Here is a 16481-nt window from a genome sequence, read left to right as displayed (position 1 = left end):
TTCGAGGAACGGCGATGGCCACCCAATTGAAGCGCTTCGTCGAGGCGCAGCAAAGCGTCTTTCCGCACGCACTCGCCGAGCTGCGCGCGGGGCGCAAGCGCAGCCACTGGATGTGGTTCGTCTTCCCGCAGATCGCCGGGCTCGGCCGCAGCGACATGGCGCGCTTCTATGCGATCGCCGACCTCGCCGAGGCGCGCGCCTGGCTCGAACACCCGCTGCTCGGGGCCCGGCTGGCCGAAGCGACCGATGCGCTCCGCGCGCATGCCGGCAAAATCTCCGCCGAAGCGCTGCTCGGCGGCATCGACGCGATCAAGCTACGCTCGTCGATGACGTTGTTCGAGGCAGCGGCCGAAGGCGAGGCGCGGGCGCGCTTCGCCGCCGTGCTCGAAGACTTTTACGACGGCGAGCGCGATTCCGCGACGCTTCGGCGGCTCGCCCCGTCCTGATGCGCGATCGCGAGCGGCGCGAATTGATCTCGACCATGTCGTTGCGCGTTTCGATCCGGTTGACATGCGCTGCACGCTTGCCGACAGCAAGGCCATGGGGGACGTCAAGCTGCATCCGGGTTGGCTCGAACCGCTCAAGGCGGAATTCGACAGCCCCTATATGGCCGCGCTGCGCGAATTCCTCGTCGCCGAGAAGGCGGCGGGCAAGCGCATCTTCCCCGCGGGCAACGCGTGGTTCCGCGCGCTCGATCTCACGCCGCTCGAGCAGGTCCGCGTCGTCATCCTCGGCCAGGATCCCTATCACGGCGAGGGCCAGGCGCACGGCCTGTGCTTCTCGGTGCGCCCCGGCGTCCGCACCCCGCCGAGCCTCGTCAACATCTACAAGGAGATGGAGGCCGATCTCGGCATCCCGCGCGCGCGCCACGGCTTTCTCGAACATTGGGCGGAGCAGGGGGTGCTACTGCTCAACGCGGTGCTCACCGTCCAGATGAGCATGGCCGCCTCGCATCAGGGGCGCGGCTGGGAGCGGTTCACCGATGCAGTGATCCGGCTGGTCAATGCGAAGCAGGAGCCGGTGGTGTTCCTGCTCTGGGGCAGCCACGCCCAGAAGAAGGCGGCGTTCGTCGATTCGATCGATCGCGGCGGGCGCCATCTCGTGCTCAAGGCGCCGCACCCGTCGCCTCTGTCCGCGCATTCGGGCTTTTTCGGCTGCCGCCATTTCTCGAAAGCCAACGAATTCCTCGTCAGCCGCGGGCAGAAGCCGATCGACTGGGCGCTGCCCGACATCGCCTGAGCGCCCGGGGCGGCGCGGGCTTCGGCTTATGGATCGAGAAGATCCCCTCCCGTGCGGGGCGGCGTATCGTCGGGGTCGCCTGACGGCGGATCGCCATCTTCTGCTTCGATGACGGGCGCCTCTTCTGCAGACGTCTCTTCTTCGGGCGCCTCGTCATCGGGCGCTTCGTCCTCGCCGGCGTCGGGCGCCGGTCTTTCGGGCACCAGAGCGCGCACTTCCTCGATGAAGCGCACCAGCGAGATCGGCTTCGAGACATAGGCGTTCGCGCCCGCGGCGCGGATCCGCTCCTCGTCGTCATGCCCGGCATAGGCGGTCACCGCCATGATCGGGATCGCGCGCAGACCGGGATCGGCCTTCATCTCGCGGATCAGGTCATAGCCGGTGACGTGCGGCATCTGGATGTCCATCACGATCAGGTCGGGGGTGAAGGCGTGCGCCCGCGCGACCGCCTCGCGCCCGTCGGCCACCGGCTCCGCGGCGAAGTCGTGCGCGCGCAGCAGATCGCAGAACAGCTTCAGATTGAGTTCGTTATCCTCGACAACGAGCACCCTTTTTGCCACGCGAAACCCCATGCTGTTGGATACTGATTAGGCGATGCCGCGAGTGGAAACAAACGCAGAGGCACTTGCGCTCCAGGCGTTGGTCTGGACGCTCGGCGATTCGGCGCGCGCGGCGCGGCTGCTCGATCTGACCGGGCTCGATCCGGCGGGGCTGCGCGCGCGGGCAGGGGAGCCGGCGCTGCTCGCCGCGACGCTCGGCTTTCTCGAGGCGCACGAGCCCGATCTGGTCGCCTGCGCCGACGCGCTCGGCGTGGCGCCCGCCGATCTGGTCGCCGCGCGTGCCGGGCTCGAGCGCGCATGAAGCCGCTGCTGATCACCGATTGCGACGAGGTGCTGCTCCACATGGTGCGGCATTTCGGGGTGTGGCTCGACGAGGCGCACGCCATCGACTTCACCCCCAATGGCGGCGATTTCGCCACCTCGATGCGGTCGCGCGCCGACGGCGAACTGGTCGAGCGCGCGCGGATGTGGGCGCTGCTCGACGGCTTCTTCCCCGCCGAGATGGCGCGCCAGACGCTCGTCCCGCACGCCCGCGAGGCGCTCGCCGCGCTCGCCGAACATGCCGAGATCGTCGTGCTCACCAATCTCGGCGATCATTGCCGCGCGCATCGCATCGCCCAGCTCGCGACGCACGGCATCGCCCACCGCGTCGAGTGCAACCAGGGGCCCAAGGGCCCGCCGGTGGCCAAGCTCGTCGCCGAGTTCGGCGCCCCGGTCGCGGTGTTCGTCGACGATCTCGCGGTGCACCACGAGTCGGTCGCGCAGCACGCCCCGCACGTCCACCGGCTCCACATGATCGCCGAGCCCAGCCTCGCCCCGGAGGTCCCGCCCGCGCCTTTTGCCCATGCCCGCATCGACGATTGGCGCGACGCGCGCGGCTGGATCGAGGCGCGTTTCGCCGCGGGCTTGACCGCCGATGCCGCCAGTGGTTCAGCTCTGCCATGACCACCGCAATCGACGCGAAGCTGGCCGAGCTCGGCCTTTCCCTCCCCGAAGCCGCGGCCCCGGTCGCGGCCTATGTCCCCGCCGTGGAGGCGGGCGGGCTGCTCCATGTCTCGGGGCAGCTGCCCTTTCTCGACGGCCAGCTGATGACCGGCCGGCTCGGCGAGGACCGCGACCTCGATTATGGCCAGCAGGCCGCGCAGCGTTGCGCGCTGATGCTCGTCGCGCAGATCAGGAAGGCGCTCGACGGCGATCTCTCGCGAGTCGCGCGCATCGTGAAGCTCGGCGTGTTCGTCAATTCGGCCGCCGGCTTCACCGATCAGCCCAAGGTCGCCAATGGCGCCTCCGAGCTGATGCAGGCGCTGTTCGGCGATGCCGGCCGCCACGCGCGCAGCGCGGTCGGCGTGCCGACGCTGCCGCTCGGCGCCGTGGTCGAGGTCGACGCGGTGGTCGCGATCCACAGCTGAGCGGCTGTGGCGGCGCAGCCACAGTTCGTCACGATCGAGCAACAAAACAGCAAATAATGTTGTGCGCCGCAGCGCGTTCCGGCAAGAAACCGGTGCTGTCTGGAAGCCGCGCCGGTCTTGAACCTTAACAATGCGGTGCCGGGCAGCAGCAGGTGGGGACCCTTTACGCACCGGATTTGAAAGGGATTTCCATGCGCTTTTCGATGATCAGCCTCGGCGCGCTCGCGCTCGCCGCCGCGACGCCTGCGTTCGCGCAAGAGGCCAGCGAGGCGACCGACGCCACCGAGCCGGCACCCGCCGTCACCGTCACCGGCAGCTTCGGCGTCACCACCGACTATCGCTTCCGCGGGCTCAGCCAGTCGAACAAGAAGGCGGCCGGCCAGGCGACGGTCAACGTCAACCACGAATCGGGCCTCTATGTCGGCACCTGGGCGTCGACCATCTCGGAGAACTCGCTTCCCGGTTATGGCGAGGCCGAGGTCGATCTGTACGGCGGCTACACCAAGACGTTCGACAACGGCCTCGGCGTCGATGTCGGGCTGCTCTATTATCTCTACCCGCTGTCGCGCGACACGCTGGGCGGGGTCGCCAACGACACCGATTTCTTCGAGCCCTATGCCTCGGTCAACTACACGCTCGGCCCGGTCAACGTGAAGGTCGGCGGCAATTATGCGTGGAGCGGCCAGGCCGGCCTCGGCGACCAGGACAGCCTGTATCTCTACAGCAACGTCTCGGCGACGATCCCCAACACGCCGGTCAAGCTGCTCGGCCATGTCGGCCGCTCGGACGGCGCGCTCGGCGCGTTCAACCTCGATCCCGCCGACGAGAATTATCTCGATTGGTCGCTCGGCGCCGAAGTCGCGGTGCAGGGCTTCACGCTCGGCGTCTCCTATGTCGACACCGACGTGACCAACCAGCGCGTGTTCGGCGACAAGTTCAGCGATCTCGTCGGCGGCAACGCCACGGTGCTCGGCTACATCACCTACGCGTTCTGAGCCGGCGAGGGGCGCTTCGGCGCCCGCGCCTGCTTCCATAGAAAAAGCCGGGCGACCCCGCGGGGCCGCCCGGCTTTTTTCTTGCCCGCGAAGGCGGGGTTTATTGCGGAGTCGAAGCGGCGGGCGCGGTCGTGCTCGCGCGGGCCGACTGGCCGTCGCCTTCGGGCGCGGCGACGATGTCGCGCGTCGTCTGGCCCTTGTCGACGACATTGGTGGTCGGGCTGCCCGCGGTGCTGCGCGCGCCGACATCGGCGGTGGTGCGGCCGGCGGCGTCGAGCGCGGCATTCTCCGACGCGCTGCGCGCCTGCGAGCCGCCGAACAGCGCGTCGAGTGCCTGCGCCGAGGGCGCGGTATCCTGCGGACGCGGCGCGCCCGGCTGCGGCGGGACCAGCGCGAAATCGGGCGGGATCACCAGCGGCGCCGCGCGCGCGACCGCGAATTCGTCGGGACGGGCGCGGTCATAGCCGCTCTTGCCGCAGGCGGAGAGCGAGCCGACGAGCGCGACGCCCGTAGCGATCAGAACCAACTTACGCATTGACTTCATTCTCCACAGGAGCAGGCGTCCCGGCCTGCTTATCGCGCACGAACAGCGCCCGGATCAACAGGATCAACACGCCGATGGTAATCGCCGCATCGGCGACATTGAAGACCAAAAAGGGGCGCCATTCGCCGAAATGCAGATCGGCGAAATCGACGACATAGCCAAGCCGGCTGCGGTCGAGGATATTGCCCAGCGCCCCGCCGAGCACGAGGCCCAGCGCGATCACGTCGGGGCGCTTCTTCTCGCGCAGCAGCCACCACAGCACGCCCGCGGCGATCGCCCCGGTCAGCAGCACCAGCAGCCAGCGCATCGTCGCGCCGCTCGCCGGCAGCAGCCCCAGCGACACGCCGACATTCTTGACGAAGCGCAGGTCGAAGATCGGCAGCACGGTCAGCGACGCGTCCTGCACGTTGAGCCCCAGCGGCCCGGTCACATAATATTTCGCGGCCTGATCGATCAGGAACACGAGGGCGGCGACGAGCAGCCCGATATGCCAATTCTTCATCAACCCACCACCTCGGCGCAGCGGTCGCACAGCAAGCCGTCCTCCGCAACCTCGGGAAGATGCCGCCAGCACCGGCCGCATTTATGGCGCCCGGTGGGCGTCACCGTGACGTTTTCGCCGTCGCTGACTTTCGACACGATGAACAGCTCGGCCAGCGCGTCGCCCGAAAGCGGCAGGTTCGGCGCGGTCACTTCGGCCTCGAGGCTCGAGCGGATCGTCTTCTCGCGGCGATAGGGCTCGATCGCCTCGGTCACCGTCTGGCGCAGCGCCCGGATCGCGGCCCAGTCGGCGCTGGTCGCCGCGCCCTCGGGCAGCACGGGCCAGTCGAGCAGGTGCACCGAACCTTCCTCGCTCGGGAAGCGCGCCTGCCACACTTCCTCGGCAGTGAAGCTGAGGATCGGCGCGGCGTAGCGGACCAGCGCGTGGAACAGCGTGTCGAGCACGGTGCGATAGGCGCGGCGCTTCGGATCCGACGGCGCATCGCAATAGAGGCAGTCCTTGCGGATATCGAAGAAGAAGGCCGAGAGGTCCTCATTGGCGAAATCGGTCAGCGCGCGGCTGTAGCGGTTGAACTCGAAGCCTTCCGCCGCGGCGCGCAACTCGCCATCGAGCTCGGCGAGCTTCGCCAGCACATAGCGCTCAAGCTCGGGCATCTCCGCCACCGCGACCTTCTCGCTCTCCTCGAAGCCATCCAATGCGCCGAGCAAGTAGCGGAAGGTGTTGCGCAGCTTGCGATAGGTGTCGCCGGTGCCGGCGAGGACTTCCTTGCCGATGCGGACGTCCTCGAAATAGTCGGTCTGCGCCACCCAGAGGCGCAGGATGTCCGCGCCGCTCTCGCCGATGATCTTGAGCGGATCGACGACGTTGCCGAGGCTCTTCGACATCTTCCGCCCATTGCCGTCGAGCGCGAAGCCGTGCGTCAGCACCGCGCCATAAGGCGCGCGGCCGCGCGTGCCGCAGGATTCGAGCAGCGACGACTGGAACCAGCCGCGATGCTGGTCCGAGCCTTCGAGATACAGGTCGGCGCGGGCGTCCTGCCCGTAGCGCGCCTCGACCACGAAGGCATGGGTCGAGCCGCTGTCGAACCACACGTCGAGAATGTCGGTGATCACCTCATAGTCGGCGAGCGCGTACTTCTCGCCGAGCAGCGCCTGATGATCGGCCTGGAACCATGCATCGGCGCCGCCGGTGGTGAAGGCCTGGAGGATGCGCGCGTTGACTTCGGGATCGCGCAGATAGTCGCCGGTCGCGCGGTTGACGTAGAGCGCGATCGGCACGCCCCACGCGCGCTGGCGGCTGATCACCCAGTCGGGACGGCCTTCGACCATCGATCGGATCCGGTTGATCGAGCGCTCGGGCACCCAGCGGGTATTCTCGATCGCGTCGAGCGCGATCCCGCGCAGCGTGGCGCGATTATCTCCCTCTCCCCTTGTGGGAGAGGGAGGGAGCGGCGAAGCCGCGGAAGGGTGAGGGGGAGTGAGACTCACATCCCCCTCATCCTTCCCACTCGCTTGCGCGAGCGGGCCCCTTCCTTCTCCCACAAGGGGAGAAGGAGTTGGTGTATCCATCGGGATGAACCATTGCGGCGTCGCCCGGAAGATGATCTTGGCCTTGGACCGCCAGCTGTGCGGATAGCTGTGCGCGAAGTCGTCGGTCGCGGCGAGCAGCGCCCCCGCTTCGCGCAGATCGGTGCAGATCGGGCCGTCGCTGGCCACGAACTTCTTGTTGATCACTGAACCCTGGCCGCCGAGCCACAGCCAGTCGGCGCGGTACATCCCCGCGCCATCGACCGCGAACACCGGATCGATCCCGTGCGCCTTGCACAGCAGGAAGTCGTCCTCGCCATGGTCCGGCGCCATATGGACGAGGCCGGTGCCGGTATCGGTGGTGACGAAGTCGCCGGGCAGGAACGGGCGCGGCCTGGCGAAGAACCCGCCGAGCTTGTGCATCGGATGGCGGGCGATCGTACCGGAGAGGTCAGCTCCCTTGATGGAAACATCAGGATCGATTTCGAGATCTAAGTCGACCTCGGGCGAGCCGACCGCACTCAGATCGATGTTCTTAAGTGAAACCTTTAAACGAGCCTTGAGGGCTTCAACGAGCGCCGCTGCTACCAGCACCGGCCTATCAAACCAGCCATTGTATAGCGGGTGTGCGTGAATGATGCCCCAAGCGGCCTCGCCGCCGACCAGCACGGGATGTACGAGGACGTAATCGACCTCCGGCCCATAGGCGAGTGCCTGGTTTACCGGGATCGTCCACGGTGTGGTTGTCCAGATGACCGCATTGGCGCCTTCCAGTCCGGCAATTGGGCTCTCGACGATCTGAAACGCCACGTCGATCTGGGTCGACACGACGTCCTCATATTCGACCTCGGCCTCGGCCAGGGCGGTCTTCTCGACGGGCGACCACATCACCGGCTTGGCGCCACGATAGAGCTGGCCGCTCTCGGCGAACTTGAGCAATTCGCCGGCGATGATCGCCTCGCTCTGATAGTTCATCGTGAGGTACGGCGTCGCCCAGTCGCCCATCACCCCGAGCCGTTCGAACTGGCCGCGCTGCACGCCCACCCATTTCTCGGCATAGGCGCGGCATTCGGCGCGGAAGGCGACGGGGTCGACTTCGTCCTTGTTGAGCTTCTTGGCGCGATAGGCTTCCTCGACCTTCCACTCGATCGGCAGGCCGTGGCAGTCCCAGCCGGGGACGTAGGGCGCGTCCTTGCCGAGCAGGGTCTGGCTGCGCACGACGATGTCCTTGAGGATCTTGTTCATCGCATGGCCCATGTGAATGTCGCCATTCGCATAGGGCGGGCCGTCATGGAGCAGGAAGGTCTCGCGCCCCGCGCGGGCCTCGCGCAGCTTCTGGTAGAGCCCGATCTTCGCCCAGCGCTCGAGGATGGCCGGCTCCTTCTGGGCGAGGCCGGCCTTCATGGGGAAATCGGTCTTCGGAAGGAAGACGGTGTCGCGGTAGTCGCGCTGGGAGTCGGTTGCGTCGGTCATGGGTCCGCGCCGATTAGAGGAAGCGCAAGCGAGAGAGAAGAAGTTTTGCGCACGCGAAGGCGGATGCGCGGGCCGCGCAAGCAAACTTGTTCCCCGGCGAAGGCCGGGGCCCAGTCGCCACGCTGTCGCAAAGGCGGGATGCCGTCGATGGCCCATCGAAACTGGGCCCCGGCCTTCGCCGGGGAGCGGCTATAGTTTCAGCGCCGCCCGCGCCGCCGCCGCATCCGCATCCATCTGCACCTTGAGCGCCTCGAGCGAATCGAACTTTGCCTCGGGCCGCAGATAATCGATCAGCGAGACCTCGATCACCTGATCGTAGAGGTCGCCGTCGAAATCGAAGAAATAGCTCTCGAGCAGCTCCTCGGGCGGATCGAAGCTCGGCCGGATGCCGAGATTGGCGACGCCGTCGAGCACGCGCCCGTCGCCCAGCCGCCCGCGCACCGCGTAGATGCCGTAGGCGGGGCGCAGATAGTTGGCGAGCTCCATGTTGGCGGTCGGATAGCCGAGCTGGCGGCCGAGCTTGGCGCCGTGCTGCACCATCCCCTCGATCGCGAAGGGCCGGGTGAGCAGCCGCGCCGCGCCGCGCGGGTCGCCGGCGCGCAGGCACGCGCGGATCCGGCTCGACGAAACGGTCTCGCCGTCGAGCGTCACCGCATCGACCACTTCGGCCGAATAGCCGAGTTCCTCGCCCAGCGCCGCCAGCGTCGCGACATCGCCCTCGCGGCCCTTGCCGAAGGTGAAGTCGCCCCCGGTCACTACCCCGCCGGCGCCGAGCACGCCGATCAGCTGGTCCTCGGCGAAGCCGCGCGCGCTCAGCCCGGCAAGGCCGGCGTCGAAGCGGAAGACCAGCATCGCATCGGCGCCCGCGTCCGCGAACAGCCGCGCGCGCTGGTCCATCGTCGTCAGCCGGAACGGGCCGGCGCCGGGCTGGAAATAGCGTTTGGGGTGTGGATCGAAGGTCGCCACGATCGCCGGCCGCCCCTCGGCGCGCGCACGTGCGATCGCCCGGCCGACCACGGCCTGGTGCCCGAGATGAAATCCGTCGAAATTGCCCAAGGCGACGATCCCGCCGCGAAGCTGCGCCGGAAGCGGCGAGCCGTTGTCCAGTCGCTCCATGGGGAGGGGCTATAGGGATCGGCGCCACCAATGCCAATTGCCGCCGGGGCGAGAGCTCCCGCTCCCCTTGGGAGCGGGAAGGGGCCCGCTCGCGCAGCGAGTGGGAAGGGTGAGGGCAGCGCGATCCCCACCCTTCCGCCGACCGCGTCGGCTCCCTCCGTCTCCCGGAGGGAGAGGGAGTTTTGCTGCACGATCCCCTTGCAAAATAGGATTTCGCCTGCTGCCCTGAACGCCGGCCTGGCGCCGCCGGCGCCCCGCTCTTTGACAGGTCTGATTTCCCTACAGCCTTGCGCAACAATATTTCCCGCCCGCGCAACGCAAGAGTCGTTCTATCGCGACTCTTGCGACTCTAGCCGCCCGAAATCCTACGCGACTCGCGCGGTCTTTTCCTACGGCCGGCCCGGCGCGATGCCTGCCCGGATCAGCCGCAGCGCGTTGCCGCCCATCACCTTGCGGATCTCGTCGGGCGAGAAGCCGCGGTCGACCAGCGCCTGCGTCACCGCGATCAGCTGGGCGCTGTCGAAGCCGGTGGTCACCGCGCCGTCGAAGTCCGAGCCGAGACCGACATGGTCGATCCCGACCAGGTCGCGGACATGCTGGATCGCCCGCGCGACTGCCTCGGGCGCGGTCGAGCAGATCGCGGCGTCCCAATAGCCGATGCCGACCACCCCGCCGGTCTTCGCGACGCCGCGGATCTCGTCGTCGGTGAGGTTGCGGTTGACCTTGCACGTCGCCTGCACCCCGCCATGGCTCGAGACGACCGGGCGCCGCGCCATTTTGAGGATCTCGGCAACCGACTGGTGGCTGGCATGCGCGATGTCGACGATCATGCCCAGCGTCTCCATCCGCCGCACCACCTGCACGCCGAGCGGAGTCAGCCCGCCCTTCTTCACGCCGTGCATCGATCCGGCGACGTCGTTGTCGAAGAAATGCGCGAGCCCGGCCATGCGGAAGCCGGCATCGTGAAGCCGGTCGAGATTGCCGAGCCGGCCCTCCATGTCCTGCAGCCCCTCGATCGAGAGCATCCCGCCGACCACCTTCTTGCCGGCGGCGCGATCGGCGAGCAGCTGGTCGAGCTCCTGCGGGGTACGGATCACCCGCAGCTTGCCCTCGGAGGCGCGCGCGGCGCGGTCGAGCTTCTCGGCATGCCAGAGCGAGCGCTGGAGCAGCGAGCTCCACGTCCGCACCGGCTGGAGCTGCGCGACGGTCAGCATCGTGATGTTGTCGGTGTCGCCGCCATTTGCGTCGTAATTCTGGCCCTTGGGGGTCTTGGTAACCGACGAGAAGATCTGCAGCGCGACATTGCCCTCGATCAGCCGCGGCAAGTCGATCTGCCCGCGCGCCGCCCGGTCGAGCAGGCTGCGCCGCCACAACAGGGTGTCGCCGTGCATGTCGGCGATCTGGAGCGAAGCGTGCAGTGCGCGGGTCTGTTCGGTCACCCTGGGGAGCGGCGCGGGCTCGACCTTGTTCATCCCCGCCTCGACGATCGGCGGGGCGATCCCGAAAAACCCGATCCCGGCGAGCAGCACCACCGCCGCCAGCCCCCAGAGCCACTTCTTCATCCCATCCGCTCCAATGTGACGAAGCTATAGGCAGGGCGCCCTGCTTCGCTCTTATGTTCTTCGCGCGCCGTCTCGCGCCAGCCTGCACCGAAGTCGGGCACCATGGCATCGCCCTCGGCATCGATATGGACTTCGGTCAGTTCGATCCTCTCCGCCCGGTCGAGCAGCAGCGCGAAGATCTCGGCACCCCCGATCACTGCGACCTCGCCATCTCCGGCCAGCGCCAGCGCCTCCTCGGGCGAATGCGCCACCTCCGCATCCGGCGCCGACCAGCCGGCGTCGCGGGTCAGCACGATGTGGCGCCGGCCGGGGAGCGGCGCGGGGAAGCTCTCGAAGGTCTTGCGCCCCATGATCATCGGCTTGCCCATGGTCTGCGCCTTGAAACGCTTGAGGTCGGCGGGGAGGTGCCAGGGGAGCTTGCCGTCGCGCCCGATCACGCCATTGTCGGCGCGGGCGAGATGGAAGGAGACCCGGCCCATGCCGCGCGTCAGTTCTGGCAGCGCATCAGCGCCGCGGCCTGATCCTGCGCGGCGCCGTTGGGCGCGCCGTCGGAGACGCGCACTTCGTAGAGCTGCGGCCACATCTTGCCGGTGACGAAAATGCGCTTGCCCTGCGCGTCATAGGCGATGCCGTTGGGAACCTCGTCCTCGCTCGGCGTCGGCGGGCCGAGCGCCGAGACGTCGACAAAGCCCTTCACCTTGCCGTTGACGGGGTCGATCCGCGCGATCAGATCGGTGCGCCAGATGTTCGCCCAGATCTCGCCGTCGATCCATTCGAGCTCGTTGAGGTCCTTGACCGGGCAGCCCTTGGCGGTGACGGCAAGCGTCGATTGCTGCGCCATCGTCTCGGGATCGAGGAAGCGCAGCTTGTCGGTGCCGTCGCTCATGATGATCGACTTGTCGTTGTGCGTCAGCCCCCAGCCTTCGCCGGTATAGGCGAACTCGCCCTTCGGCGTCAGGTCGGCCTTGTTGTAGATGAACCCCTTCTGATCCTTCCAGGTCAGCTGGTAGAGCCGGTCCTTCCAGCCGATGATCCCCTCGCCGAAATAGGGCGGCGAGAGCGGTGCCTGCGCGGTCACTTCGCCGGTCTCGAGCGCGACCTTGCGGATTCCCGACGTGCCTTCCTCGCCGGTGCTCTCGAACAGCCCGCCGCCGTCGAAGAACAGCCCTTCGGTGAACGCCTGGCTGTCGTGCGGATAGCTCTTCACCACCGCGACGGTCTGCACCTTGGGTGCCTCGTCCTGCACGGCGCCGCAGCCGGCGAGCGCGATGAGCAGTGGTACGGTGCGGAGCAAGCGACTGCCCGCGAGAGGATGTTCGACCACGTCTGCCTTTCTGCACCGGCATGTCAGCCAGGGAGCCGCTAGCGGTATAGCCAGCGGGCCGGGGTCGCAAGCCGTCGTTCCGCACGGGACGCTTAGCAAGCGAAGACAAGAACGCTCCCCCGCCCGCCGCTTATGTGCCGGGGCCCCGGATTTCTGCGCCGGGCAAATCCTGTGTCGCAAGACGTGTTCAGGGGGATTCCGATGCCTTTCATTCCGCCGGTTCGTTCCATTCGTCGCAATCGCTTCCCGGGCCGCACGGGGCTGCTCGTCGGCGCGGCGGCGCTGCCCCTCGCGCTCGCCTCGACCGCGCACGCGCAGACCACGATCGTGCTCGAAGAAGGCGGGCAGCCGAGAGAGGTGGCGCTCGGGCCGAACTTCGATCGGCTCGTGGTGGATATCGCGCGCGTCAATGCCGACACGGCGGTCCTCGATCTCACCGGGCTGACGACGGGGCCGGTTACCAATGCCGGCGGTCAAGACGAAGTGTGGCTGCGCGCGACGACGAGCCAGACGCGCAATGTCGCCTTCACCACGCCGCGCGGAGGCGTATCGCAGCAATATGTTCGTGCCGATAACGCGACCGGTGTGCCGTTCGAAGGGGGCACGGTCTACGAGGCATCGGGCAACGATACCGTGCTCACGCTCGAGAACCGGAGCCGTTCGACCCGGAGCGATCTGATGAACCTGCTGCACGGGCCGCTCCGGCTCGCGGGCGACGGGACGATCGTGGTGGCGTTCGCGATCAACGCCGCGGATCAGCCCGATTCGACTCAGCAAGCCATCCGGATCGAGGGTGGCTCGACGCTGCAGGGTAAGGGCGGCGACGGCCGACTGGATGTGATCATCGACGAGGATGTCGGCGGCGATGTCGCACCGTCCGGGCTGATCGACGCGCAGGAAGCCAATTCGTTGCGGATCACCCGAAATTCGCGCGTGCAGATTCGCGAGGGTGTCGCGATCATGGGCGGCGGCACCGATATTTTTCTCGATGCCGGCGGCTGGGTTAACTCGACCAACGCCGCATTTCCGAACGTCGATCTGATCTCGAGCTGGGGCCGTATCTACAACTCGACCCGCATCTCGGTCGGCGGACAGAATGGCGACCCCATGGCAGGCGGCAATGCGATCCGCCTCGACGGCGGCAAGCTCTACAATCTTCTGACCGAAGCCGCCTCGGGCCAGGGGCCGCTCAGCGGCGGGGTCGGCAACATCATCGGCGGCGAAAGCGGTGTGGTGGTGGCCGGGGGCGAAAATTACATCGAGAATGTCGGCGACATCAAATCCTTCACCGGGGCGGCAATCCGCAGCGAATCCGGGCTCTCGGTGTTGCGCAATACCGTTTGGGCATTCTCGAAGGGCGGCACCCGCGCAGGCACGATCACCGGCGGCAAGGTCAACGGCATCGCGACTGCCTATCAGGACGTGGGCGACGCGGTGGACATCGTCGTCAACTCGGCCACGATCACCGGCGATGTCGATCTCGGCGCGAACGCGGACATGTTCCTGTTCACCGGCGCCAGCAACGGGGTGACCGGCAATATCGAAGGCGGCGGCGGCATCGACGGCTATGGCAAGTCACTCAGCGCCAGCACCGCCTATCAGCTGACCAACGACATCCTCGACAACGGCAATAGCGGCTTCGAGATGCACGGCATCGAGATCCGCGGCGCCGATACCGAAATCGGAGTCACCGCCGCCGCGGCGCTCAATGCCGGCCTGATGGTCGTCGGCGAGGGCAGCCTGACCAACGCCGCCGAGATCACTACGAACGCGAACAGTTACGGGGTCTGGGTCCGCAATATTGCCAATATGGGCTCCGGGTTGCGGTTCACCAATCGCGGCGACATTCGCACGCGCCTCGATGGCTTCCGCGGCGAATCGGGACTTGCGAGCTTCACCAACGAGAAGCTGATTCTCTCGAGCGAGGGCTTCGGTGCCATTCTTGAGATCGGCTTCCCGGAACAGGCGTTTGCGCCGTTCCAGTTCCTCAATTCCGGTGTGATCGAGACCGGGTCCGATTCCGCCTCGGCGGTCGCCATCGACGTCCACGGCCTCGCCGCCACCGGGCCGGCGTTGCATCTCGTCAACAGCGGCACGATCCGAAACACCGGCGAACGCGAGTCTTTCGGAGCGGCGGAGCAGTCCGCGTTGACGATCGTCGACCGGAGCGGGTCGGGCAACGGATATCAGGTCGCGAACAACGGACGCATCGAGAGCACCGGGCGCGGGGTGTCCGGCCTGCGGTTCACCGGCTCGCGCATCGACATCACCAACACCGAGACGATCGAGGCGAGCGGCGACGGCGCGGCTGCGGTCAAGCTCAATGTGGGTGCCGGAATCGATCTCGCCACCGCATCGAGCATGGTCAACAGCGGCACGATCCGCGCGAAGGGCAGGCTGTGGGACAGCGGCAATGGCGACACCGCGATATCCTACGCCTTCGGCGTGCTCATGGGTGCAAAGGGTTCGAGCTTCACGTTGCAGAACGACGGCGTGATCGAAGCCACCAACCCGGACGGCGGCACGGCGATCTATGTCGGCGCTTCGGGGCTCGGCAACCGCTTCACGTTGGTGAACCGCGGAACTGTGCGCGGGCCTGGCGAGCGCGGCTTTGCGGGCACGCAGCCCAATATTTTCCTGCCCGACGGCACGCTCTCCGGCGCGATCGAGACCGTCAATACGATCGACATGATCGAGAATCGCGGCGCGATCGAAGGGAGCATCGACCTCAACGATTTCGATGACGAGTTCCGCAATTATGGCAGCATCAACCGCCTCAGCCTCGGCGCGGGCGACGACACCTATGTCTTCGGTCAAGGCAGCGCAATCGTCGGCGACAAGGTCTATGGCGACGAGGATTACGACACGATCCGCGTCGATCTGACCGGCGACGCCGACAAACGGATCGACGCAGGCAAATTCTCCGGCTTTGAGGAACTGACGGTCCTTCCCGGCACCAACGGCGCGGGCAAGGTCTACGCCTTCGGTACCTTCGATGTGGACGCGCTGCGCTTGCGCAACATCGTGCTCAACATCGCTGCCGGCGACCGGGTTTCCTCCGCGAACGGCAATGACGGCACGACCTTCATCGGCAGCGAGGAAAGGGAGACGATCAACAACGCCGGCGAGATCAGCGGCGGCGTTAGCCTCGGCGAAGGAGACGACGTCTTCAACAATAGCGGCACGGTCGGTCACGGCGTCGGCATGGGCGCCGGCAACGACGTGGTGGTCAATTCGGGGACGATCAACGGCGGCCTCGACCTCGGCCTTGGCGACGATCGCTACGAGGCGCGGAGTGGCGGGCTGGTCACCGGCTCGATCGACGGCGGCGACGGTACCGACACCTTCGTTTTCCGCCTCAACGGCAACAGCGGCTCGATCCCGGGCGGCTTCACCAACTTCGAATCGTTCGGCGCCTATGGCCCGGGCACGCTGAGCCTCGCGCTCAACCAAGACTACCAGACGATCGAGCTCTATGAGGGCGCCAATCTGATGCTGTCGGACGGCACCGGCACGGTCGGCCAGATCAAGGGCGACGACAGCGCCCAGACCGTCACGATCGACGACGCTGATTTCGCCGGCGGCATTTCGCTCGCCGGGGGCGACGACACGCTCGGCATCCAGCTGAACGGCGCGCTCGCGGGCGCGCTCGATGGCGGCAGCGGCACCGACACGCTCGCGCTCGACCTGACCGGCGCCTCGTCGATCAACGACCTGTTCAACTTCGAGATCGTCGACGTGACCGGCGCCTCGCCGTTGACGCTGACCGGCACGCTCGGCGCCGGGCAGCAGATCAACTTCGACGGATCGGACAACCGCTTCATCGTCGACACCGGCGCGACCTTCAACGGCACGGCGAATGGCGGCGCGGGCACCGACACGCTCGAGATCAACACCGGCGCGGCCGATAGCCGGACGATCGTCGCGGGCCAGGTCGTTTCGTTCGAGAAGCTGATCGCCGGCGGGGCGGGGACGCTCGCGCTCAACGGCCAGAGCTACAGCTTCGAGAGCGTCGACGTGGCGGGCAATCTCGCGATCGGCAACGGCGCATCGCTCGCCTCGGCCGGCGGCGTGCATTTCGGCGACAGCGACAACCGCCTGACGCTCGAGGGCACCGGCGTGGTGACCAGCCCGGTCGACGGCGGCGACGGCACCGACACGATCGCGTTCGATCTGGCCGCGGGCCAGACGCGCACGCTCAGCAGCGTCGGGTCGATCAGCAATTTCGAGA

Annotated in this window: 14 protein-coding genes and 1 pseudogene; 7 read left to right on the top strand and 8 right to left on the bottom strand. The window is 67.3% G+C overall.

Going from position 1 to position 16481, the window contains the following annotated elements; genetic code table 11:
• The first annotated feature begins 14 nt into the window (after nt 1-14).
• Both E5A74_RS11990 and ung read left to right on the top strand, forming a co-directional pair.
• Nucleotides 15-446 (top strand): DUF1810 domain-containing protein, encoded by a 432-nt coding sequence (locus tag E5A74_RS11990; RefSeq protein WP_135985229.1) that lies wholly within the window; start codon nt 15-17, stop codon nt 444-446.
• A 94-nt stretch (nt 447-540) separates the two neighbouring features.
• Nucleotides 541-1239: a uracil-DNA glycosylase gene (ung, locus tag E5A74_RS11985; protein ID WP_135985840.1), complete on the top strand. Its 699-nt coding sequence runs from the start codon at nt 541-543 to the stop codon at nt 1237-1239.
• Between the two features lie 200 nt (nt 1240-1439).
• Here the strand turns inward: ung and E5A74_RS11980 are convergent.
• Nucleotides 1440-1799 (bottom strand): annotated as a pseudogene (locus tag E5A74_RS11980) (response regulator); the annotation flags it as partial.
• A 34-nt stretch (nt 1800-1833) separates the two neighbouring features.
• Between E5A74_RS11980 and E5A74_RS11975 the strand changes: the two are divergent.
• From E5A74_RS11975 to E5A74_RS11960, 4 genes are all read left to right on the top strand, one after another.
• Nucleotides 1834-2100 (top strand): DUF3572 family protein, encoded by a 267-nt coding sequence (locus E5A74_RS11975; protein WP_135985226.1) that lies wholly within the window; start codon nt 1834-1836, stop codon nt 2098-2100.
• Complete coding sequence (locus E5A74_RS11970; RefSeq protein WP_135985224.1) at nt 2097-2744, top strand: HAD family hydrolase; 648 nt, start codon at nt 2097-2099, stop codon at nt 2742-2744. Before E5A74_RS11975 ends, E5A74_RS11970 begins: the two co-directional genes overlap by 4 nt.
• Entirely contained in the window at nt 2741-3208 is a 468-nt protein-coding gene (locus E5A74_RS11965) for a RidA family protein (protein ID WP_135985222.1), read from the top strand. Before E5A74_RS11970 ends, E5A74_RS11965 begins: the two co-directional genes overlap by 4 nt.
• 191 nt (nt 3209-3399) lie before the next feature.
• Nucleotides 3400-4203, top strand: a complete 804-nt coding sequence (locus tag E5A74_RS11960; protein WP_135985220.1) for a TorF family putative porin — start codon at nt 3400-3402, stop codon at nt 4201-4203.
• Nucleotides 4204-4303: 100 nt separating this feature from the next.
• Here E5A74_RS11960 and E5A74_RS11955 read toward each other — a convergent pair whose 3' ends face one another.
• From E5A74_RS11955 to E5A74_RS11925, 7 genes are all read right to left on the bottom strand, one after another.
• Nucleotides 4304-4738 (bottom strand): DUF3035 domain-containing protein, encoded by a 435-nt coding sequence (locus E5A74_RS11955; protein ID WP_135985218.1) that lies wholly within the window; start codon nt 4736-4738, stop codon nt 4304-4306.
• Entirely contained in the window at nt 4731-5249 is a 519-nt protein-coding gene (gene lspA, locus E5A74_RS11950) for a signal peptidase II (protein WP_135985216.1), read from the bottom strand. Before lspA ends, E5A74_RS11955 begins: the two co-directional genes overlap by 8 nt.
• Nucleotides 5249-8248 (bottom strand): isoleucine--tRNA ligase, encoded by a 3000-nt coding sequence (locus E5A74_RS11945; protein ID WP_135985214.1) that lies wholly within the window; start codon nt 8246-8248, stop codon nt 5249-5251. The genes lspA and E5A74_RS11945 overlap by 1 nt, the downstream gene beginning before the upstream one ends.
• 189 nt (nt 8249-8437) lie before the next feature.
• Entirely contained in the window at nt 8438-9364 is a 927-nt protein-coding gene (locus E5A74_RS11940) for a bifunctional riboflavin kinase/FAD synthetase (RefSeq protein WP_135985212.1), read from the bottom strand.
• A 389-nt stretch (nt 9365-9753) separates the two neighbouring features.
• Nucleotides 9754-10926 (bottom strand): dipeptidase, encoded by a 1173-nt coding sequence (locus E5A74_RS11935; RefSeq protein WP_135985210.1) that lies wholly within the window; start codon nt 10924-10926, stop codon nt 9754-9756.
• The gene (locus E5A74_RS11930) at nt 10923-11405 is read right to left on the bottom strand and encodes a dihydrofolate reductase (protein WP_135985208.1); all 483 of its coding nucleotides are present in this window, start codon (nt 11403-11405) and stop codon (nt 10923-10925) included. The genes E5A74_RS11935 and E5A74_RS11930 overlap by 4 nt, the downstream gene beginning before the upstream one ends.
• A gap of 8 nt (nt 11406-11413) precedes the next feature.
• Nucleotides 11414-12220, bottom strand: coding sequence for a glutaminyl-peptide cyclotransferase (locus E5A74_RS11925; RefSeq protein ID WP_135985206.1), 807 nt, complete (start codon nt 12218-12220; stop codon nt 11414-11416).
• 231 nt (nt 12221-12451) lie between these two features.
• Here E5A74_RS11925 and E5A74_RS11920 point away from each other — a divergent pair.
• Nucleotides 12452-16481, top strand: a 4030-nt coding sequence (locus E5A74_RS11920; RefSeq protein WP_135985204.1) for a beta strand repeat-containing protein, incomplete at its 3' end; no start/stop codon positions are given.

Source organism: Sphingomonas naasensis, assembly GCF_004792695.1.
Taxonomy (GTDB): domain Bacteria; phylum Pseudomonadota; class Alphaproteobacteria; order Sphingomonadales; family Sphingomonadaceae; genus Sphingomonas; species Sphingomonas naasensis.
The sequence above is the reverse complement of the archived record's forward strand: the minus strand, read 5'-3'. Positions and strand labels throughout refer to the sequence as shown.